Below are 21527 nucleotides of genomic sequence, written 5' to 3'. Positions count from 1 at the left end.
TTATTTTTTTTCATATGGGAAAGTTAGTGAAAAGCCCTCACCGGGTAGACCGTTCCTCTACCTGCAGTCATGATTCTGATTCTTGATCTTCCGTCAGAAAATCATCCACGCCGGCTGGTTTAAGCCTGATCCCGTAGGCTTTGCTTATGCCGTGCGATATTTTCACTTTAAAATCACGCGCTTTTAGCATCTGAGTGAATATCTTCGGCTCAATTCTGCGCCAGCCGTTATAACGCTGGTAGTCATCCCGCAGTTCGGTAGTTCTGGCAGTTGCTTTAGCATCGAGTTCACAGCGTTCTGCAATCCAATCGCCTAAAGAATCGTTTTCTTCCCGATATTGAGCGGTTGCCCTGGTGACTTCCTCCGGCTCCCCCAGTCCTTCCTTCTGCCACCGCAGGCAGCCCTCAACCATCCAGCGGAAAACCCCGTCCATCTCCTGCTTCAGCTTCTCTGCCAGGTTGTTATCCCTGGCCACGCTCTCAAACTTAACCTCAAAGGGCAGCAGTCTGATCCGCCGCCAAAGGGCGCCATCCTCTGCTTTGGCTCGTGGCATATGGTTGGTAAGCAGGACAATCAGAAACTGTGGCGAATAGGTGAATGAAGCTTTATAGAGAAACCGCGCCGCAATCTTATCTCCGCCGGTAAGCTGTTTAATCAGTGGTTCATCTAGCCGCTTGCCTTCCTGCGTCTCGCTGGCTATCACGAACCGCGCCCCACGTAAAGCCGCCAGGTCATGCGTGGGTTTTTGTCCTTTCTGCATCAGAAAAGCGTCCGTTGGAGTGGTTGTAGCGTAATCGCCCATGATATCAGCAAGTAGGTTGATCAATGTGCTTTTGCCATTGGCCCCTGAACCATGTGCAATGCACAGTATCTGCTCTGTCGTAACCCCAGCCAGGGCATATCCGGCCAGCCTCTGCACGAATGAAATCAACTCGGTATTACCAATGCCCAGGCCCATATCATCTGGGAATACCTCCGTCAAGAACTGCATAAACCTTGGACACTCAGCGCTGGGATCATAATTAACCGGCGCTATTTTTGTTATGTAATCGCTGGGGTTATGCGGCATCAGCGCTCCGGTTTTCAAGTCTAGCGTCCCGTTCAGGCAGTTAAACAGCCAAGAGTTCTGATCGAATTGATCCTGTCTGGCCGCCAGTGCCGGCAAATGTTGCGCCCCTGTTACCATGGCTTGTCTTTTGGCCAGTGCTTCATTTTTGGCCGCAAAGGATAACCACTTGCCCCTTTTATCTGGATCATCCTGAGCGGCGGCAACCTGCGCTGTTGCTATTACGCAATCATCCGCCGCTGCCATGACTGCCCCGGTATCATCTGCCTGCCACCGGCAGCCATCCCAGACAAGCCAGGGGCCTAATGTGGGGCAATAACGGAAGGCGTCTTTAAACATGGCCGCGAACCTGGCACTGTTTCCCATGTCAGACAGGCGGTCTGCCATCGGCGTAGCGGCGAATAGCCTCTGCAGCTCCTGCACGTCCACCGGCACCTGCCGAAAGTTAGGGTCATACCGGGCTGTTTGTCTTCTCAATGCTGTTTTTATGGTTATTTCGCCGTATGTGCAATCGCCGCGTGGCGCATCCCATTTATCCCGGAACAGTTTAGACTCCCGGAATAGCCGGTCAATCTGTTCCGGGTTCTGCGTCCAGAAGGCAAGTAATAAACACAGGGCTAAATCTGCTGCCGAATCATCGCCCCCGTGCAGGGAGGTATCGCCCCGATCATACAGCCGGGTAAACTTTTCCCCGTCTTTGGCAGCTCTCGCTCTCCTGAGTACTTCCTCATCAGGCAGGTATGCGCTTAAATCAAAGTCCTGGTCTGGCTCCGCCGCTTTAGGCTGTTCCTGGCCGGCATACCGGGCTTGTATCTGGGCAATCTCTTCCCCCCTGTGGTTAACATCAGCCGGCGAACCCGGCCAGCGCTTACCGGTAACAGTGAAATATCTGCCGGTGCTGTACATTTCAATATCCCCGCCGGCAATCACGCCCTTCTGTTTGTGCCAGGCAGTACTTGATAAGGCAGCCTTAACGAGAATATGCAGCCCGTTGCCGCTGGGGGAAACCTCGGTATAGCTGTCTAACTCGCGGACTATGGCCGCCGCTTCTGTGCTGATCTCCCCCCGCTCATTTAGGCAATTGTCAATGTCTATGCCGCAGTAAGGGTCATTCTCCTTAAATACAAACCCTACACCGGCCATACCCTCCCTTGAACACAGGGATAAAGCTTCTTCATACGTCCCCCAAGTTGCCGGATTTTTGATAGATGCTTGCCTGCCCGACTTTGGATTATAGGGCACTTTATCCGGCTTTTCTTGCCTGGCCGCTGCTTTGGCTGCCAGGCTACCCACTGCGGCAGAGCAACCAATTCCTGCGGCATGGTTGATTCGTGCATTGTAATATTCATCAACTCCTTTCACGAAAAAAGCCTGCATACAGCGCCATAAGGTTTAAACCCTCATCGCGCTGCCGGCAGGCTCGTCGCATCACAATCCGGCTTGATATTTTGTTTTTGCTCTCGGCGTCTTTTTCGCCGGCGTATTCGCTTCCCGTCTTCTGTGACCGTGACCTCTGTATAGTGAGTTGTTTTTTGTAGCTGGCCGCTGTTCTGTTGGCTCATGCTTGTTTCGCCTCCAGCAAAGGTTCTCTGGTCATCCTCTCCACCCACCAGGCCGGGATAAATACCCGTCGCCCGATTTTCACAGCGGGGATGCTCCCTTTACTGATTGCCAGATACACACCTGCCTTACTCATGGGGATAGGGCCGCCATTGGACTCCAGTAATTCAAGGACTTCATACAGCTTTTTGTCTGACATTTAAATTTCCTCCTTTTTCAAAACGTTATTTATACGTTTTGTTTTTCTATATAAAAGGCGTTTTCACGCCCTCATTTTACGGTCTTTCCAAGGATGCAGGGTTAACTTAACCCCTGTTTCTTTATCCTGCATTACTATTTCATCCCTACTGCCCTCTGTAACCTGAGCTATACGCCATTCCAAGATGTATTCTACGCCTTTAAAATCCTCAATATTAGGAAACCCTGCAGGAGCGGCTTCAACAAAATGCGGTCGTTTGTCTTTCTCCCAGTTCCCGAAATAGTCTATGCGAACCTGTGTCGGCACTTCAAGAGGAATAGCATATTCAGCCTTTATTCTTATCATCAGCCAGGCAAAAATCAGGGTATCAATAGCAATTTCCTTTTCAGGAAGTTCAGCGCCTGATGGGACTTCTTTATGTGATGCTTCTATAATGCCGTGATCTCCCTCTTGCTCGTAAGTAACAGTATTCTTATCCTGCCATTCCTGAAAATCTTTGTTTAAATCCTCCATATCCCCCCAGCAGGTTTCTGTAATAAGCCATCTGGCCTGCTCGCGAATCTCAGCAACTTGCTTTATACTGTGATCTTTTAGCAAATGAGCGGCAGCAAACGCCTCCCATGGGGTTTCAGGCGGATATTCAGTCCATCGGCCCCCGGCTCTACCTTTATTACCTCGGTCTGGAAAAGGCACTAACTCCGCATTAACCCACCGGCGCAATGTATCGCTGTGAATGCTTACACCAAGAGTCTCTAAACTTTGCAGCACTTCCTCACGTGTCACCTTTTCAGCACCTCTAATTCAAAACGTATTTAATACGGTATGTTTCATAGTATAGACTATACAGGCTTATCCGTCAACCCTCTTTTTACCTATTTTAATGTAGTATGGAGCTATATAGCTTGTCTGACTATTTCCAGTATGCTATATTAAAGCCAAGAAAATAATTCCAAATGGAGGGATTAAAGTGGTGAACAAATGGAAAGTGTTCGGTCTTGCAATTGCAACGTGGCTCGTATTTGCTTTGATTGCAAAAATGTATAGTGGAGCGATACGCATAGATCTGCTATCAGCGAGTTCTACAGTATGGTCATGGAGTTCTTTGATTATGGGAATTGTGATGAAGGCAAAGGCTCAACGATGGGCTGAATTCGGCTATGGTCTTGCGGCCTTTGTAGTTTGTCTGTTTCCCCTAGTTGGCATTATCGCGGGGATTGCCTACTTTGCCCGCTGTTATTATAAGATGGAGCAACTTGCGATTGTAAACAGGAATCAAGCAGGCTGAACGCAGAGAGGTAAAGGGGCTGCAATAGCCCTTTTTTCTTTTATATTTTTACTCTCTACGATGTATTGCCCCACAAACTGCCCCACAGCATAAATAAACGAAAAAAGCCCCCCAAGGCTTAACCCCTGGAAGGCTTGTTATTACTAAATGAAGTTATGGTGCGCCCGGCAGGAATCGAACCTGCGCACCCGGTTCCGGAGACCGGTGCTCTATCCCCTGAGCTACGGGCGCATTTTTTTCACAAAATCTATTATATCATAAGAAGAGCCTTCCTGTCTAATGATTTAAGAAATATTTTTCAGGAAATAAAATTCTCTGACTTCTTATTTCTCAGGAGCCGGGGCATTGCAGTTGGGACATTCTCTCCATTCCCGCTGCAGTTCGGCGCCGCAGGATGCGCATTTGGGCTTTAGTGTATTGGCGCAATAGGGACAGACAACGAAGTCTTCCTTTACAGTGCCGCCGCACATGGGACAGATCATCCGTTCTTCCACCGGAACAGACTCCACGTCAATGACTTCCGGTTGGGCAGCCGGTTGAACTTTCCGTTTCCGGCCAAAAATCAGATACAACGGCAGAGTGATGATGAGGAAGGCAAATGTGCCGAAAGCCCACAAAAGGGATGTCCAAAAGTCGTTGCCCTTCTCCCTGGAATCGTTATATACCCAATAGGCTGCCAGTGCTAGGATGATAAAGCTGATTATTGGAGACATTCGTAAATCCTCCCGTTAAATTTGTCTGTTTCCCTATTATACTATCTCGTCCAGCATTCATCAACCTTGAGACACAAAATTAGGCTGAGCGGCCGATGTTTTACTTGCCTTGCCGCGCCATCCGCTAAAGAATAAAGGAGAATAGCGGTAATATGCAGAATAAACTTATTCCTTATAGGTCATTCATCAAGCTAAAAACTATCTGGGAGGTATCAGGATGGACGATTTTAAAGCCTGGTCCAACGAGGCCCTGGGAACTAAGGCGGTTGCTGCCCTGGAGAAGAATAATTTTGCGGCTGCCTACGTAAAAACTAAGGAAGAAGCTATCGAAAAAATCCTGGCCATGATTCCGGCCAATGCCACAGTGGGAGTCGGCGGGTCCTGGACGATTAATGAGCTGGACCTGAGCCACACTCTGGAGAAAAAGGGCCATACCGTATACGATCATAACCGGCCCGGACTGTCGCCGGACGAAGCCCTGAGACTGCGGCGGCAGGAACTCACCTGCGGCGTTTTTCTCACCGGCACCAATGCCATCACCTTAGACGGCAAACTGGTGAATGTGGACGGCTCGGCCAACCGGGTGGCAGCTATGATGTTCGGACCGGAACAGGTCATCGTCATTGCCGGGGTGAATAAGATCGTGCGTGATACGGAAGAAGCCGAACGGCGCATCCAAACTTACGCCGCACCTATGAACAACAAGCGCCTAAACCGCCCCAATCCCTGTACCACCACTGGCATCTGTATGGATTGCCAGGGTCCTACCCGTATCTGTAATGTGACCACCATACTGCGGAAAAGGCCTTCCCTGACCAAAATGCACATCTTTATCATAGGAGAACAACTGGGCTTTTAAGAAACCGAATCCCCAACCTCTGCAGCCCCTTTCGCAAGGGGAACTGAAACACAAAGAGGCTTGACTCAAGGGTCAAACCTCTTTTTTGGTTTTGGTGGGCGATGACAGGATCGAACTGCCGACATCCTGCTTGTAAGGCAGGCGCTCTCCCGGCTGAGCTAATCGCCCGAATGGTGACCCGTGGGGGATTCGAACCCCCGTTCTCGCCGTGAAAGGGCGGTGTCTTAACCACTTGACCAACGGGCCGGTTTGGCTCCTCGAGTAGGACTCGAACCTACAACCACTCGGTTAACAGCCGAGTGCTCTACCATTGAGCTATCGAGGAAAGACATAATGTATTATAAATGATACAAACTGAAAATGCAATACCTATTATACAGGAACTAATTATGACCGGCTAGCAGTTCCTGGAGGAAGTTAGGCAGGACAAAGCAGCTTTTTTGCAGCTCGCTGTTATAGCAGCGGGTTTTAAAATCCAGCTTTCTGGGGGTAACGTTCAGTGGATCATATTGTTTCGAACCGAGGGTAAAACAATGGGCCCCACCCGGATAGATAGGAATCGGGGCAAGATACGTCCGGCAGATCGGAAACAAGGACCGGATGTCCTTGGTCAACCGCTTGATCAGGGGCTGATGATAAAAGGGAGATTCGGTCTGCTGCACAAAGAGGCCGTCCGGTTTCAGAGCCTTGAACACGTCCTGGTAAAAGGCATGAGTAAACAAGCCTTCCCCCGGTCCAATCGGGTCGGAGCAGTCGACGATAATCACATCATAGAGACTATTGGCCTGGCGCATATGCGCGATACCGTCGCCAATGGTCAGTTTCACTTTGGAATGATTTTGCCTGAGAGCCTCACTGGTCTCCGGCAGGTACTGCTTGCAGGCATCAACCACCATACCGTCTATTTCCACCATTTCCACCCGTTCCACCGTCGGGTGTTTGCTGGTCTCCCTCACCGTACCGCCGTCACCGCCGCCGATTACCAAAACATGTTTCGGCTGGGGATGAGTGCACAGAGGCACGTGCGCAATCATTTCATGATAGATATACTCATCAAAGACCGAGGTTTGAAAAACCCCGTCCAATACCAGCATACGGCCGAATTCCTGCGTATCCACAACGACGATCTCCTGAAATTCAGACCGCCCGCTAAACAATGTTTCTTTTACTCTGACTGTCAGGCCGAGATTTTCGGTCTGCCATTCCGTCAACATCAATTCCATAATATTCCTCCTCGGGTTATACTTTTTGCGTTATTATTTAATAGTAGCTTATGCAATGATGCGGCAAATTAACGATAAAGCAGCTTACGTTCCAGATCAAAACCGCAATATTCGCATTGATCCCGTTCATAGGCCCGGAATGCATTTTCCTGGCCGACTGCACCGCACTTGGAACAGCGCCGCCGAATCTGCAGCCTGGCATCTCCCGCTTTCCTGGCCCGCTGGATGGTTTCATAGGCGGCCTCAGCTTCCTCGGACAAGGGAAAGTCGATTTCTTCCTGTCCGGTATGGCGATGCACAACTTCCAGAATCCCCGCAATATTGCTGGAATAGACGTCTTCTAAAAGGTAATAGGGTATATCCCGCCAATGGCAGTCGGGAACGCCCGTGTCCCCGGATAAGAAATAAAGTCCCTGATCACTGATCACCAGGATCGCCAGCCCTGCTGCCTCATGAGTAATCCGATACACCCCGTAGATTGTCTGACCCGCCCATAACAAGGGCGGCGCCGCTTCAATTAACCGCCGGGTGACTCCATCCAGTTGGCTCCAGGCCGGATACACCTGAGTAAAGGACTGATCGGCAATAAAGCGGCCCGGTATCAGCGCAATCGTCGCCTGTTCTGCTAGAAACTCCCGCAGGATGGGGACGATTTTATCCAGCTTGCGCTGATAAATTATCAGGGAAGGTGTAGCCAGGAGCGCCATCCGAATAGCCGTCCGGCTGCGCAAAAGATACTGCTGAAGACGATCCGCCAGTTGCTCCGGATGAGGGCAATATTTTAAAACGACGCTGAAAATATCGGTTTCCCAAGGGGGGGGAGATACCCTTTTTTTCTCCGACAAATTGATTTTTGTCTGAACTTTCGCCTTTAATTTGTTTGCCCATTCCGCAGCTGCTGCCTGGATGACATCATCCGGCAGACCCTGGTGCTTTTTCTCGGCAACAAACTGTTCGTAGACCCGGATGATATCCTCGACGGTTTCCACATCATCATACCGGCAGTCCGACGCTTCTTTCGAGACTGCCGCCGACAAGTTTCCGCCGCAAAAAGGACAAAACTTATATTGCCGGGCCTCGACCCGGCTGCGGCAGTGCGGGCAATTTTCCGCCGCATTTTCCGCTGTTTCGAATTGTACCACAATAGCTCGCCTCCTACGTACATGCCGCGCAATTTTCTGTCCTATATCATACCATACGGGTCAAATTATACAAAGGATTTCTTTTCCAAATAACTTATAAGTTTTTAGAAAATTCTTCTTATAGCCGATAAAGTGCACAGACGGTACTGTTCATCCGGGGCAGCGGCGGCCGAAAGCGGCAACAAATGGTTGCGCCAGACGCTAAAACAATATATAATACGGACAATTACCCTCTACCCGAGAATCATTTTCAGGAGGATGCCATGCGAGTACGATTCGGCTATGTAGCCAAGGCCCTGGGAATTCCCAACGGCTCCCCCAATCAATCGATCACCCTCAAAAAGCTGAAAAAAGTCGAAGAACAGCCGGAACAGCTGGACCTGCTGCGGCGGATCCTGGCTCATAATCTGGAAGCCACCCGGCAAGTTTTGTATTATAATCAGTCCCGCCGGATTAATGTATACCGGTTTAGTTCCCGTATGGTTCCTTTAGCGTCACATCCGGTAACCAAAGGCTGGGATTATATCGGAGAATTCCGGTCCCAATGGCACGAAATCGGCGCCTTTGTTACCACCCACGGTGTTAGAGTCAGCGCTCATCCCGACCATCTAACGCTGTTGAGCACCCCAAAGAAGGATGTCCTGGCGGCCGCCCTGCGGGAATTGGCCTACCACGGGGCCATGTTCGACGCCATGGGACTCCCCTATGCCCCCCAGTTTGTCCTTCATGCCGGCGGAGTATATAAAAACAAAGCATCTTCCCTGGAGCGGTTTGTGAAAGAGTATCAGCAGCTGCCGGATAACATCCGCCTGCGGATCATAATTGAAAACGACGACAAAAGTTACGATGCGTCAGACGTGCTGCCCCTCTGCCAGAAACTGGGGTGCCCCATGGTATTTGACCTGCATCATCACCAATGCCTGCAGCGCGGGGAAAATCTGGGCGAGTTATGGGCGGACATCGTGGCTACGTGGGGAGAGCATACCCCAAAAATCCATTTATCCAGTGCAAAAAGCGCCAAAGATCCCCGGCCTCACGCTGCATATGTCCATATTGATGATTTTCTGCCATTTTTGCATATAGCAAAAGAATTGGACCGGGACTTTGATGTCATGCTGGAAGCCAAAGAAAAAGACCGGGCCTTGGCCGTATTGATGAAAGACCTGGAAAAAGCAAAAGGCATCAAACGGCTGGAACCGGCCAGTATTGTATTATAATATCGATAAAGGCCCCATTGGCTAAACCTACTTCAATACGCTGACTTTCACCTTCAACACCACTTTTTTCACCTGAACCCTGCCGGCGGGTCCCAGGCAGCATGGCCGGTGCACATCCGCCGGCATAAATACGGCATAAGATCCGGCATCGAGAACCAGATCCACTTCGTCTTTCACCGTTTTATAGAAAACGGCGTCTTTCTCGGCCAGCTTGTCTTCCGCCACTTCACAATCGGGTGTTAAACGGGCAAAACCGATACATTCCTGCCCTTGAGCCACATACTGGACATCGGCATATTTGGCATGGGTTTCAGCCTTGCGGTCTTGCTTAGGCTGAGGCTCATATTCCTGCACCAGCGCAAATAAGATATCACCGTCAATTTCATACCGGCCGGCCGCTAGCTTAGAAAAATCTGTATTTTTCAGGTATTGCAGCCCCTTTTGCAGCAAGGGATGAAACAAAAACAGTTCCTGATCCAGATTTTTCATATCTCCCTGTATCATGCTGATCACTCCTTCGCCTTAATATTGGCAGTCTTTATATTTTCCATAATACCTGTAAAATCCCTTCTTTGCTTTTCTTTTTCGCGGGTTTATGTATTTACCCTCTCTGCATACTAAAATTTTCGTGCCTTTATTTTGCTGACAAATATTTTGTTTTGTACTTTTTTTTGCATTTCATGTCCTTTTATACAGGATTTTTGTACTTGTTGGCGAAATGAATTGTACAACAAGTTCCCGAAAAGAAAACGAGGTGCTGTCATGATTACGGAGGAACTAAAAAACCAAGTCGGCCAGACGATCGACGCCCAGTCGTCCCGGATTATCGGCCTGGCAAAGGAGATCCAGAAAAACCCGGAATTGGGTTACAAAGAATACAAAACTGCCGCTCTGACCGGCGGTTTTTTTAAGGAACTGGGCCTTTCCTGCCGGGAAGGGCTGGCGATTACCGGTGTCCGGGCCATGCTGGAAGGTGGACAGCCGGGTCCCAATGTAGCCGTGCTGGGGGAACTGGACGCGGTCATCTGCCCCGATAGCCCTGATGCCGACCCCCAAACCGGAGCTGCCCATACCTGCGGTCATTTTCTGCAGATAGCCGCCATGGCCGGGGTGGCGCTGGGGCTGGCTGAAAGCGGCATAGCTCCCGAACTGGCCGGCCGGGTCAGTTTTATGGCCGTGCCGGCGGAGGAATATATAGAGATTGCCTACCGGCAGCAATTGAGGGAGCAAGGCAAAATCCACTTTCTCGGCGGCAAGCAGGAACTGGTCTACCGGGGCGAATTCGACGATGTGGATTTAGCGATGATGATCCATTCCCAAAAGAATGCTCCCCGGCCGCTGGTAGCTCTCGGCGATTCCAGCAACGGCTTTATCGGCAAGACCATTCAATATATCGGCAGAGAGGCTCACGCCGCCGAGGCGCCCGATCAGGGAGTCAATGCCCTGAACGCCGCCATGCTGGGCCTGATGGGCATCCATGCCCTGAGGGAAACCTTCCGGGATTCCGATATCATCCGGGTCCACCCGGTCATCACCAAAGGAGGTGATCTAGTCAATACGGTACCGGCTGACGTACGCCTGGAAACCTATGTCCGGGCCAAAACCATGGCGGCCATTGACACTACCCACCACAAGGTGGACCGGGCCTTAAAAGCCGGCGGCGATGCCATTGGAGCTCAAACCGTGATTAAGACCATTCCCGGTTATTTGCCTCTGGCCAGTTCCCGGTCCATGAATTTGTTGTTTAAGGACAATGCCGCCCGGCTGATCCCACCGGAACAAATCATCAATGCCGGTCATTTTGGCGCTTCCACTGACATGGGGGACATCTCCCATCTCCTGCCATCGCTGCATCCCTTCGTAGGCGGCGTTTTCGGAGCCCTGCACACCAGAGATTTTAAGGTGGCTGATTATCAAGCGGCCTGTGTTCTGCCGGCCAAGCTGATGGCCATGACTGTCATTGATTTACTGGCCGACGGAGCCAAACAGGCCAAAGACATTCAGCAGCAGTTCAAGCCGCTCCTGACCAAGGAGCAATATCTTAAAATACTGGAAGGGTACTTTTCTTAACTTTAGAATTAAATTAAGAGGTGAACGTAATGATTGACGCGTTGAAAAACTGGAAACTGCATGCCATCGTAGCCACACTGGTGATTGTTTCAGAACTCATCGGCATGATCCAGTTCAAGGTAGGTCCGGGGATGGTGATCCTGTTGCCCATGCTTTATGCTCTTATTTTCGGTATTTTATTAACTCCCAAATTCCTCAAAATCGCCAAGGACAAAGACATGATCGATGCCAGCAGCCTGATTACGATTACCCTGATGCTGTTAATGGCCCGCTATGGCACTTTGGTCGGTCCTACCCTGCCAAAGATCATTCAGACCGGCCCGGCCCTTATTTTACAAGAATTAGGCAATTTCGGCACCATCTTTTTGGGCGTACCCCTTGCGATCTGGCTGGGCTTAAAACGGGAGACCATCGGCGCTGCCCATTCTATAGCCCGGGAACCCAACGTGGCTTTAATCGGTGACATCTACGGGCTAAACAGTGCCGAAGGGCGGGGAGTCATGGGCGTATATATCTGCGGCACCGTGTTCGGAACCATTTTCTATGCCCTGATGACCAGCTTCGCCGCTGCGCTGCTGCCGCTCCACCCTTACTCCCTGGGCATGGCTACCGGGGTTGGCAGCGCCAGTATGATGACAGCTTCCGCCGGAGTTTTGGTTACCATGTTCCCGGATATGAAAGATCAGATTCTATCCCTGGGTGCTGCCAGCAACATGCTGTCGGGCTTGTACGGACTCTATATCTCCCTGTGGATGTCCCTGCCCATGACCGAATGGCTGTATCGCAAGCTGTACCGGCTTAAATTCGGTGTGCCGGCGCCGGAAAGAGAGGCAAAAGCATGAATTTCTTAAACATTGCCGCAGTCACACTGCTCACTGCCGCCCTGACGCTCATCGCCAATCTGGTTGGCCATAAGAACGGAATCATAGAGTCCCTGCCTGGAATGCTGATTTTAGTCGGCATTTGCTTAGCCGGCATCCTCATCGCTAAAGTGATTCCTGTAAAAATCCCCAGCGTAGCCTATATCGTCGTCATTGGCTGCATGATCACCTATCCGGCTTTTCCCGGCGCAAGCGCTATCAATGCCTATGTGGCAAAAGTAAACTTTCTGTCCCTGACCACCCCGATTTTGGCTTACTCCGGCCTGGGCATCGGCAAAGAACTGGACAGTTTCGCCAAAACAGGCTGGAAACTGATTCTGGTGGCCTGTGCCGTTTTTGTCGGCACCTTCCTCGGCTCAGCCCTCATTGCCGAAGTTGTTTTGCGCATGATGGGCCAGATCTAGCATAAGCAAAAACGGCTGTGCCCCTTTCAGGGCACAGCCGTTTTTCTCTCAGACAACCATTTTTTGCGCCAATACTTTCACTAAACTGCCCCGGGTAATCAATCCTACCAGATTTCCCGCGTCATCAGTAACCGGTAAATTGGAAAGATTATGGTCGGCCATCAATTGAAGGGCCATTTTTAAATTCTCGTCAACTCCCGCCGTCACTTTCGGCGGAGTCATAATCTCTTCCACCCGCTTAGCTTCATTGATTTTATGGTGGATCTCCAGTGCGGTGACGATTCCACACAGTCTTCTGCCCGGGCCAATCACCAAAAGGCTGTCAACCAGACTGCGCCGCATGTGCTGCAAAGCCTTTTGCAAACTGAGATCCGGCTGGCACACGACCGGCTCAGTGATCATGATCTCTTTGACCGAAATCCATTCCGGCTGCTGCACTAGCCGCCGGCTGCCCAGAAATGTCTCCACAAACCCATGAGCCGGATTGGTCATCAATTGTTCCGGTGTATCGACCTGCAGTATTTTCCCTTCTTTCAGGATAGCGATACGGTCGCCCAGTTTAATGGCTTCATCCATATCATGGGTCACGAACACTATTGTTTTCCGGACTTCCTTTTGCAGCCGCAGCAGTTCATCCTGCAGGTTGCCCCGCGTAATCGGGTCCAGAGCGCCAAACGGTTCATCCATTAGAATAATGTCCGGATCAGCCGCCAGCGCTCTGGCCACTCCCACCCGCTGCTGCTGCCCGCCGCTCAGTTCACGGGGATATCGGCTCAGATAGTCCGCCGGCAGGCCGACGAGTTCCAGAAGTTTAAGGGCTTTCTCCTGACATTCGACCTGATTAGATCCTTTCAGACTGGGGACCACGCTGATATTTTCCCCGATCTTCATATGGGGGAACAAGCCGACGCTTTGAATAACATAACCGATGTTACGCCTTAATTCTACCGGATCGAAACGTTCAATATCTTCCCCGTTGATGCGAATCGTCCCTCTGGTGGGTTCAATCAACCGGTTGATCATCCTCATGGTCGTTGTTTTGCCGCAGCCGCTGGGACCGATTAAGATCAATATTTCCCCGGTTTCCACTGTTAGTGATATGTCCTGTAATACAACTGCCCCGCCGGGATAGGTTTTGGATACCTTAATTAGTTCAATCATAAAACCGCCCCCTACTTGAGCAGGCCTTGTTGTTGCAGAAACTCCCGGGCGACTTTGACCGGATCCAATTTCTGTTCATCCACTTTATAGTTTAATTCCGTCATGGTTGTTGTGGATATTTTACCGCTTAGCTTTTCCAGTTCTTCTTTCAGACCTTTATATTGCTCCAGAGTTTCATTGCGGATCAGAATCGCGGCTTCGTAGGGAGGGAAGAATCGTTTGTCGTCTTCCAGCACGACCAAATCAAAGGATTTAACCCGGGAGTCTGTAGAGTAGGCGATGACCACATCCACCTGCTGACTTTTCACTGCCTGATACACCAAGCCGATTTCCATCGGGAATGTTTGCCCGAATTTAAAGCCGTATAACTGGCAGAAGGCCGCGTAGCCGTCACCTTCCCGCTCCAGAAAGGATGTGTCAGTACCCAGCCTCATATTGGCGGCAACCTTAGCCAGATCAGAAACTTTTTTTAAGCCGTACTTTTCGGCAACATCCCGCCGTACCGTGAGAGCGTATGTATTTTCAAAACCGTAAGGTTTCAGCCAGGTTTGCTGAAACCTCTTTTGGTATTCGTTCTGAACATGATCAAACGCCTTCTCAGGGTCCCGGATCGGTTGATCCATCTCCAATGGGCCGGTCATTTCGGTGCCGGTATAGCGGCTGCTGATATCGATTTCTTTATTGATCATGGCCTGATGGGCAATGGTGGAAGTACTGAGGTTGGTGACGTGGTCTACCTGATAGCCCAGATTTTCCTCAAGCAATAGTTTGATCATTTCCGCCAGGATGACCGATTCGGAAAAGGTTAAGGAACCAACCCGGACGGGTTTGACTTTGCTGTCCGTTGGGATCGACGTAGAGCCGCAGCCTGCGGTGAAGGTAATGAACAATATGCCGATAACCAGCAATGCGATACATTTTCTCATCGTATTCCTCCCTTTATTCTGCTCCCAGGAGGCGGCTGCAAAAATCCTATCTGCCTGACTGCTCCTGCAGTCACTTGCGGCTCGGAAATAACGGAGTTTTGCAACGGTCTCCTCTAGGCTCTGCTTACGCGCAGCCTTCTCTCAATGCAGCTCAGTAAATAATTGGCGCCCAGCGCCAGAATTACGGCCGGAACGGCGCCTGCCACCACCAGCTTCAGCCGGGCGGTAGCCAGGCCGGCGACAATCAGCCTCCCCAGGCCGCTGCCGCCTACATAGGCGGCTAATGTTGCCCAGCCAATGATCACGATTGTAGCGATCCGGATGCCGGCCAGAATGGTAGGCATCGCCAGTGGCAATTCGACCCGCCACAAAATCTGCCACCGGGTCATACCCATGCCGGTGGCGGCCTCCAGCATCCCTTTGTCCACTCCGTCCATTCCAATGACCGTATTGCGCAAAATCGGCAGCAATGCGTAGAGAAACAGGGCTACAACCGCCGGCGTATCGCCCAGGCCCAGCAACGGGATCATGAAGCCCAAAAGGGCCAAACTTGGGACGGTCTGTATCGTATTCACAACTGCAAACACCGGTTTTTGCGACTGTTTATGACGGGATAAGAGAATTCCGGCCGGAATCGCACAAAGCACCGCAGCCCCCACCGCAGCGACCGTCAGCAGGATATGTTCCCAGGTGGCAGTGATGATCCGGACATGTTGTTCCACAAAATACAGTACATAATCCATAGCATCACCCTCTTACTCGTTTTGCGCTGTCCCATCGCAACTTTTTCTCCGCCAGCCCTAAGATCCCATCGGCCAGTATGGCCAGTATGGCCGCCAGAATGGCCCCCACCATGATTTCAGTATTATCGACTTTGGTGATACCGCGGAAGATAACCTTCCCCAAGCCGCTGCCGCCAATCAGCGCGACCAGAGTTATCATAGCCACTGCAAGGACTGACGCCGTGCGTATGCCGGCCAGTATGACCGGCATAGCCAATGGCAGCTCCACTTTAATCAAAAGGTCTCGCTCAGTCATGCCCATCCCCCTGCCGGCATCAATGAAACTCGGATCTACATTGGTAATGCCTGTATATGTGTTCTGAATAATCGGCAGCACAGAATATAAAGTAACGGCAATAACGCCGGCTTTAGAACCGATGCCGACAAACGGCATCAGCAGCGCAAACATGGCCAGAACCGGAATGGTCTGAATAATGCTGGCTAAATTCAGCACTGGCTTTGCCAGGCGCGACAGTTTGGCGATAAAAATGCCGGTGACAATACCTGCGCTTACCGCCATTGCAATAACCCAGGCCGCCATTGTCAGGTGGTCGACGGTTGTTTTCACCAAATAATCAGACCGGGTGGTCAGGTACGTCGTCCAATCCATCAGAGTCCCCCCTTCTATGGTGACCGTCATTTTTCAGGCAACAGGACATTATTTGCCATTTTATTACTAACAATTTAATAATATATGTAAGTTGTTATATGATCAATCACGCTATGAGGTCCTAACAAGAGATTAACTGAGTTATCCTGCCGCTATTTCCATATTACAAGATGATTTGGACTTTTTTAGTAAATTCAATAAAATACTCTGTCCGCCATCATGCGTATACAGAGTATCCAGCTTTTACTTATAAAGGTGCAAAACCCTCGGATAACACTTTGTTATAAAGAATGGCAGTCTTTATTTATTGGCATCATCCAGGTGCGCCAACTAAAACAGCTCAAAAAAAAAAGAGGGCCTGCGATCATCCAATCGCAGGCCCTCTTACATTTATGGGATATCTCTATCGGTTACTTCGCTTGCAGCCGCAGTTTCTACAGCCGAAACCAGTACTTTATCCACTCGTGCCCGGTCCATATCCATGATCTCAAACCGCCAGTCCTTCCAGATAAAATGCTCGGAAGCGGCGGGAATATGTTCCAGATAGGATGTGACAAACCCACCCAGGGTCTGATAGTTTTCCCGATTTTCCGCCGGCAGTTCTTCTACAGCCAGCAAGCTTTTCAAATCCTCCACCGGCAGCATGCCATCCACCAGCCAGGACCCGTCCGCCCGCTGTACAATGGGAGGCGCGGCGGCATCTTCGGCCAAAGGCATAACCCCGACAATCTTTTCCAGAATATCATTCAGGGTGATGAGCCCCAGCATGCCTCCATACTCATCAATGACCAAGGCAATATGGGTGCCGGATTTTTTGAAGGATTCCAGGATTTCCAGTCCGCTCATACTGCGGGGCACAAACAGCGGCGTGTGCAGATGCTCCGCCAGAACAAACGGTCTGCCAGCCAGAGTTTCGGTCAGAATGTCCCTGGCATAAATGATCCCTACCACGTCATCCAGACTTTCCCTGCCCACGGGAAAGCGGGAATGAGGACTTTCCCGGACGATATCCAGATGAACATCCAGTCCTTCCTCAATATCCAGCCAGTCCACCTGGGTACGGGGCGTCATCAGGGCGCTGGCCCGGATATCGTCCAGTTGGAAAACCCTTTGCACCATATCCTGCTCGGCTTTGTCAAAGGTCCCATCTTTGGCGCCGTGCTCTAAGAGCAGGTATACTTCTTCCTCAATGACCGCCGGTTCACTGGCGGTATTCGCTGGCAAAAACCGCAGGACCAAGCTGGTGATCTTGCTTAAAAGGGCCACAATCGGGGAGAAAAGGCCGGCAAATACGGTAAGAGGCGAAGCCACCATAACGACCACTGATTCAGGCCGGGTCAAAGCGATCTGTTTAGGCGCCAGCTCGCCGAATATCATCGAAATAAACGCCAGAACGGTTACGACGAGCACCAGGCTCAAGCTGTAACTATGGGGAGCCAGATAAGGTATTGTTTTCAGATACACTGACAGTCCGTCTGCCAGTACCGTGCCGCCCAAAGCACCGATACAGATGCCGCTGAGGGTAATCCCCACCTGCAGCGCGGGCAGCAGCCGATCCGGCTGGCGGACAGCTGTCAAAGCCGCCTGGGCTCCTTTTTTTCCTTCCTCAGCCCGCATCTCAAGCCGGGCTTTCCGGGCAGATACGACAGCAATTTCGGCCATAGAAAAGAAACCGCTTGCTACAACCAAAGCAATAATGAGTCCTATCACCAAACCTATAGACTCCGTATCCAAATGTTTTGCTCCACTCCTCTGATCCCAGATTATCCCGAAAGAACGATCTGGTACCATTATATCATAAGCTTCCCATTTCTGTGAACCATTGGACTTTTCAGCGTAGCCTTTTTCAACGGCCCCCCCCTAAGGTAAGAGTGGCCCGCAGCAGCACCTCTACCCCCCCGGGCAAGGCGGTCTCATCAATATCGAATTTAGGGTGATGTTGGGGATAGACAATGCCTTTTTCCGGGTTGCCGGCGCCGACGAACATAAAGGCGCCGGGAGCCTTTCCCAGATAGAACGAAAAATCCTCCCCGCCCAGTACCGGTACAATTTCGATGACTCCATCCCTGCCCAGGGCTTGTTCTCCGGCTTGGGCGATGACCTTGGAAATTGCCGGATGATTGATAACCGGCGGATAACCAAAAATCGCATCCAATTTATATTGAGCGCCGGACGCCTGGCAGATCCCCTGGCAGATTTGGTGAATCCGTTCGAAAATCCGCTGACGCGTCGCTTCCTGGAATGTACGGACCGACCCTTTGATGACCGCCACGTCCGGAATCACGTTAAAGGCTTCTCCCGACTTAAACATACCCAGGGACAATACCGCCGGTTCCATAGGGTCCATATTGCATCCAGTGATCGTTTTTAAGGCCACCACGATCTGGGCTCCGATAAAGATCGGGTCTACGGTCTGATGAGGCATGGACCCATGTCCGCCCCGCCCCTGAATGGTCAGGGTAAACGCATCCGGCGACGCCATCATCCGACCATAAGTCACCCCGATTTTGCCGGCAGGCACCGCCTGCCAAAGGTGAGCCCCCAGCACATAGTCCACGCCATCCATGGCGCCGTCGGCAATCATGGCTTCCGCCCCACCGGGAAACTTTTCCTCGCTGGGCTGGAACAGGAAACGCACGCTGCCGGCCAGTTCAGCCTGCAGTGACTTCATGCTTTTGGCCACCCCCAGCAGCATGGCCGTATGACCGTCATGGCCGCAGGCATGGCAGATGCCTGCATGTTGGGACCGATAAGGTTGATCGATTTCATCCTGCAGCGGCAGGGCATCCATATCCGCCCGGATGGCCACCCGCTTGCCGGGCCGGCCGCCTGTAAATTCAGCAATGACCCCGGTGCCCGCCGCCGATCGTGGCGAAAGGCCGCACGCTTTCAGTTCCTCCATGACCTTCTCCTGCGTCCGGTATTCCTCGCCGCCCAGTTCCGGAAACATGTGAAAATGACGGCGCAGGGAAATCACATAGTCCTTCTGCCCTGCCGCTAAAGCTTTAATATCAGTCATAGTGTAAAACCTCCTGCCTAATCGTCTGTTGCTCACTGTAAGATATAGTCTTATTGTCCGCCACCAGCCCCGAAAAAGCAATATAACCGGACCAGCTTTGTACAACCAACGAAAAAAGCGGATAATCCGGTATTTCACCGACATCCGCCATTTTCTCATTCAGTTGAAAGCCATCGCAACCAGGTCTTTTCAATGGTCCCCTGCCCGTTTTAGGGTAAAGACCGCCATCTCCGCCGGACAGTTAAACCGGAAGGGCATCCAATGACCCGCCCCGGTACTCACATAACCATACCGATTTTTTTCCTGATACAAACCCCGGGTATATTTAAAGGCGAAGGCAAAAAGAGCTTGCCCAAAAAGCGCCACTTGACCGCCATGAGTATGTCCGGTCAGACTCAGCGGGATATTGCGTTCAAACCCTGCGGTGATGAAGTCGGGATGGTGGGCCAAAAGAAGCGTGAATGCCTGATCCGGAATGCCCTGCATTGCTGTATCCAGATACCTTCTGGCGACGTTCAGCCGGTCAAAAGCATCATGGGTTAAGGGATAGTCCACACCGGCAACATACAGCATATCGTTACCCCGCTGCAGCCGGACATGCCTATTATCCAGCAACGGAATGGAGCTTTGAGTAAACTCCCGGCGCACCCGCTCAATATCGCGAAAATACTCGTGATTTCCCAGGCAATACAGAATTCCCAGCGGCAGGGAAGGATGCAGCCCTTCGATCTTTGCCAGCGCCGGCTGCAGCAAGGCCAGGTCATCGACAAAATCGCCGGTGATGACCAGTAAATCAGGCTGTTCCTCCCGGATCATATTCAATAGGCGATCCAGCTTTTTTAATGAAAAAAACAGACCGAGATGCGTATCTGAGATCTGCGCCACCTTCAATCCGTCAAAACCTGCCGGCAAAGAAGGAAACGGCAGCGAAATCCGGGTAGTGGCAATGTAGGTCTCGGCGTTGACCACCCCATAGGAAGCCAAACCCATACTCAGCACCGGGGCAGCAGTCAGCACTCCGGATATAAACTGCCGGCGGCTGACTGCCGATACCGGCTGCGGCACCTGCCGCCCTGCTCTGCGCCGCGGGTTGCCGAATCGGTACAATCCGTACCAAACTGGAAACAGGGCTAAAAGCACCATCACCCCTACATTCCAGATGATGGTCAGATATACCAGAATACCCAGCCAAGCTGTCTGGTCAGTCACCATGCGCAGGGAAATGATGCGGCCCGCCCCATAGGTCACCAGCGACAACACCGTCATGGACCAAAAGGCCGGTAAAAACCAGCGGCGCTTATACACATCCGACAGCCGCGCCAGCAAAATGCAGGCCAGACCATTTAGGCCGAGAATCAGTCCGACAGACAATACATTAAATATATACCAGGCAAGATTCCTCATCCCATATACCTGCTCTTTACTCAATCTAAATATTACGGTGGGGAAAGATTCCTCCACGGATCGACCGTACATCAGAAATATTAAAAAATGTGTCAGGGGCAGTCTCGTCCAGGATCTGCAGAATCCGAGGCAGATCTTTGCGCTTGACGGTAACGATAAAGACTTCCCGGGGGCCGGATCGGCCCTGTCCGCTAAGGCTGGTGAAACCAAAGTCGCTTTTGCGCAGGCGGTCCAGCAAGTCCTGGCAGTAATCCTGGCTGGGGAAAATCTGGATGGCTACATATCCTACCGCCATCCTCCCTTCAACATATATTCCCACCAGATTACCGGTGGCAAAACCAGCGGCATAGGCTACGATTTTAATCGGATCGGTTATACCACTACCAATCACTGTGCTAAGAGCCGTAACGAAAATCGTCACTTCCACAAAACCAATGAGCGCGGCTGGCATCGCATAGCCCCGGGTCAATAGCAGCAGCCGGAAAACATCAAGGGATACATCCATAACTCTGGCGAAAAAAATAAAAAGGTACCCGGCGAACGGATGGGCAACTAAGGCAGTAAGCATGGCTCCCTCCCCTGGCATGAATAGTGAACACAATTCTTCCCACGGCAATAGTATATACTAAGCGACGTGATCTTAACTAGCATTTTTTTATCTGGGGGCCTTTGAAAAAGGCCCATTTCCAGGCTGCAGATGAGCTTTGCAACAAGATTCCCAGAATATCGAATAGAGTATGGATGGAGGGATTTAGTTGAACAGAAGTTTTGGTAAAATCGCCAAACAAGTAACGGAGTTCTCTTCCTCCGCCGCGGTGGCGCTGGAGCAAATGAATCATAACCTGGCACTGATTAAAAATATCATAGTGAACCAAAAAACTATCATCCAACAAAACGATAAGATAATTGAGCTTCTGACAAATAACCACCGGCAGACGGCGAACGAAAACGAATCCGCCGAACAACCGATAAACCCCTAGACTGAAAAAATAGGTCCTGACCGAAC

The 21527-nt window shown here is 51.1% G+C and carries 23 protein-coding genes and 4 tRNA genes; 7 read left to right on the top strand and 20 right to left on the bottom strand.

What is annotated here, in order from left to right; genetic code table 11:
• Positions 1-67: 67 nt before the first annotated feature.
• The 3 genes from ALO_RS20655 to ALO_RS02140 form a co-directional block, all read right to left on the bottom strand.
• The gene (locus tag ALO_RS20655) at positions 68-2428 is read right to left on the bottom strand and encodes a phage/plasmid primase, P4 family (RefSeq protein WP_169313114.1); all 2361 of its coding nucleotides are present in this window, start codon (positions 2426-2428) and stop codon (positions 68-70) included.
• A 196-nt stretch (positions 2429-2624) separates the two neighbouring features.
• Complete coding sequence (locus ALO_RS02145; protein WP_004092369.1) at positions 2625-2825, bottom strand: hypothetical protein; 201 nt, start codon at positions 2823-2825, stop codon at positions 2625-2627.
• Between the two features lie 63 nt (positions 2826-2888).
• Positions 2889-3608 carry a hypothetical protein gene (locus ALO_RS02140; protein WP_004092368.1) on the bottom strand — a complete coding sequence of 240 codons (720 nt, stop codon included), beginning with the start codon at positions 3606-3608 and terminating at the stop codon, positions 2889-2891.
• Between the two features lie 187 nt (positions 3609-3795).
• Here ALO_RS02140 and ALO_RS02135 point away from each other — a divergent pair, with 187 nt between their 5' ends.
• A complete protein-coding gene (locus ALO_RS02135) occupies positions 3796-4110 on the top strand; it encodes a hypothetical protein (protein WP_139025297.1) in 315 nt (104 codons plus the stop codon).
• Positions 4111-4266: 156 nt separating this feature from the next.
• Here the strand turns inward: ALO_RS02135 and ALO_RS02130 are convergent.
• Positions 4267-4341, bottom strand: a tRNA-Arg gene (locus ALO_RS02130).
• Between the two features lie 92 nt (positions 4342-4433).
• Entirely contained in the window at positions 4434-4823 is a 390-nt protein-coding gene (locus ALO_RS02125; RefSeq protein ID WP_004092363.1) for a zinc ribbon domain-containing protein, read from the bottom strand.
• A 217-nt stretch (positions 4824-5040) separates the two neighbouring features.
• On the opposite strand from ALO_RS02125, the gene ALO_RS02120 reads away from it, so the two are divergent.
• On the top strand, positions 5041-5682 hold the full coding sequence (locus ALO_RS02120) for a lactate utilization protein (RefSeq protein WP_004092360.1): 642 nt from the start codon (positions 5041-5043) through the stop codon (positions 5680-5682).
• Between the two features lie 92 nt (positions 5683-5774).
• Here ALO_RS02120 and ALO_RS02115 read toward each other — a convergent pair.
• From ALO_RS02115 to ALO_RS02095, 5 genes are all read right to left on the bottom strand, one after another.
• Positions 5775-5850: transfer RNA gene (locus ALO_RS02115), tRNA-Val, on the bottom strand.
• Positions 5851-5853: 3 nt separating this feature from the next.
• A tRNA-Glu gene (locus ALO_RS02110) sits at positions 5854-5928 on the bottom strand.
• A 4-nt stretch (positions 5929-5932) separates the two neighbouring features.
• Positions 5933-6007 (bottom strand) — tRNA-Asn (locus ALO_RS02105).
• A gap of 58 nt (positions 6008-6065) precedes the next feature.
• The gene (speE, locus tag ALO_RS02100) at positions 6066-6905 is read right to left on the bottom strand and encodes a polyamine aminopropyltransferase (RefSeq protein ID WP_004092358.1); all 840 of its coding nucleotides are present in this window, start codon (positions 6903-6905) and stop codon (positions 6066-6068) included.
• Positions 6906-6973: 68 nt separating this feature from the next.
• The gene (locus tag ALO_RS02095) at positions 6974-8047 is read right to left on the bottom strand and encodes a zinc ribbon domain-containing protein (protein ID WP_004092357.1); all 1074 of its coding nucleotides are present in this window, start codon (positions 8045-8047) and stop codon (positions 6974-6976) included.
• Positions 8048-8310: 263 nt separating this feature from the next.
• Between ALO_RS02095 and uvsE the strand changes: the two genes are divergently transcribed.
• Entirely contained in the window at positions 8311-9264 is a 954-nt protein-coding gene (uvsE, locus tag ALO_RS02090) for a UV DNA damage repair endonuclease UvsE (protein ID WP_004092351.1), read from the top strand.
• Between the two features lie 27 nt (positions 9265-9291).
• Here the strand turns inward: uvsE and ALO_RS02085 are convergent, their stop codons facing one another.
• A complete protein-coding gene (locus tag ALO_RS02085) occupies positions 9292-9768 on the bottom strand; it encodes a NanQ anomerase/TabA/YiaL family protein (RefSeq protein ID WP_004092345.1) in 477 nt (158 codons plus the stop codon).
• A gap of 258 nt (positions 9769-10026) precedes the next feature.
• Between ALO_RS02085 and ALO_RS02080 the strand changes: the two genes are divergently transcribed.
• From ALO_RS02080 to ALO_RS02070, 3 genes are read left to right on the top strand one after another with little or no spacing between them, the layout of a single operon-like run.
• Entirely contained in the window at positions 10027-11334 is a 1308-nt protein-coding gene (locus ALO_RS02080) for an amidohydrolase (protein WP_004092344.1), read from the top strand.
• Between the two features lie 29 nt (positions 11335-11363).
• Entirely contained in the window at positions 11364-12176 is an 813-nt protein-coding gene (locus ALO_RS02075; protein WP_004092343.1) for a DUF3100 domain-containing protein, read from the top strand.
• Entirely contained in the window at positions 12173-12619 is a 447-nt protein-coding gene (locus ALO_RS02070; protein ID WP_004092342.1) for a hypothetical protein, read from the top strand. The genes ALO_RS02075 and ALO_RS02070 overlap by 4 nt, the downstream gene beginning before the upstream one ends.
• Before the next feature lie 48 nt (positions 12620-12667).
• On the opposite strand, the gene ALO_RS02065 is transcribed toward ALO_RS02070, so the two are convergent.
• From ALO_RS02065 to ALO_RS02025, 9 genes are all read right to left on the bottom strand, one after another.
• On the bottom strand, positions 12668-13780 hold the full coding sequence (locus ALO_RS02065) for an ABC transporter ATP-binding protein (RefSeq protein ID WP_004092341.1): 1113 nt from the start codon (positions 13778-13780) through the stop codon (positions 12668-12670).
• An 11-nt stretch (positions 13781-13791) separates the two neighbouring features.
• Positions 13792-14706, bottom strand: coding sequence for an osmoprotectant ABC transporter substrate-binding protein (locus tag ALO_RS02060; RefSeq protein WP_004092340.1), 915 nt, complete (start codon positions 14704-14706; stop codon positions 13792-13794).
• 113 nt (positions 14707-14819) lie between these two features.
• Positions 14820-15449 (bottom strand): ABC transporter permease, encoded by a 630-nt coding sequence (locus tag ALO_RS02055; protein ID WP_004092339.1) that lies wholly within the window; start codon positions 15447-15449, stop codon positions 14820-14822.
• A 4-nt stretch (positions 15450-15453) separates the two neighbouring features.
• Entirely contained in the window at positions 15454-16098 is a 645-nt protein-coding gene (locus tag ALO_RS02050) for an ABC transporter permease (protein ID WP_004092329.1), read from the bottom strand.
• A gap of 390 nt (positions 16099-16488) precedes the next feature.
• Positions 16489-17832: a hemolysin family protein gene (locus ALO_RS02045; protein ID WP_004092327.1), complete on the bottom strand. Its 1344-nt coding sequence runs from the start codon at positions 17830-17832 to the stop codon at positions 16489-16491.
• A gap of 112 nt (positions 17833-17944) precedes the next feature.
• Complete coding sequence (locus tag ALO_RS02040; protein ID WP_004092326.1) at positions 17945-19117, bottom strand: M20 metallopeptidase family protein; 1173 nt, start codon at positions 19115-19117, stop codon at positions 17945-17947.
• Positions 19110-19310, bottom strand: a complete 201-nt coding sequence (locus tag ALO_RS02035) for a hypothetical protein (RefSeq protein ID WP_004092325.1) — start codon at positions 19308-19310, stop codon at positions 19110-19112. The genes ALO_RS02040 and ALO_RS02035 overlap by 8 nt, the downstream gene beginning before the upstream one ends.
• Positions 19307-20521: a metallophosphoesterase gene (locus ALO_RS02030; RefSeq protein ID WP_004092324.1), complete on the bottom strand. Its 1215-nt coding sequence runs from the start codon at positions 20519-20521 to the stop codon at positions 19307-19309. The genes ALO_RS02035 and ALO_RS02030 overlap by 4 nt, the downstream gene beginning before the upstream one ends.
• Before the next feature lie 25 nt (positions 20522-20546).
• Positions 20547-21089, bottom strand: coding sequence for a DUF2179 domain-containing protein (locus ALO_RS02025; RefSeq protein WP_004092322.1), 543 nt, complete (start codon positions 21087-21089; stop codon positions 20547-20549).
• A gap of 187 nt (positions 21090-21276) precedes the next feature.
• Here ALO_RS02025 and ALO_RS02020 point away from each other — a divergent pair, with 187 nt between their 5' ends.
• Entirely contained in the window at positions 21277-21501 is a 225-nt protein-coding gene (locus ALO_RS02020) for a hypothetical protein (protein ID WP_004092321.1), read from the top strand.
• The last annotated feature ends 26 nt before the right edge of the window (positions 21502-21527 follow it).

Source organism: Acetonema longum DSM 6540 (assembly GCF_000219125.1).
In the GTDB taxonomy this organism is placed as follows: Bacteria; Bacillota; Negativicutes; order Sporomusales; family Acetonemataceae; genus Acetonema; species Acetonema longum.
This window is presented reverse-complemented; position numbering and strand designations above follow the sequence as displayed.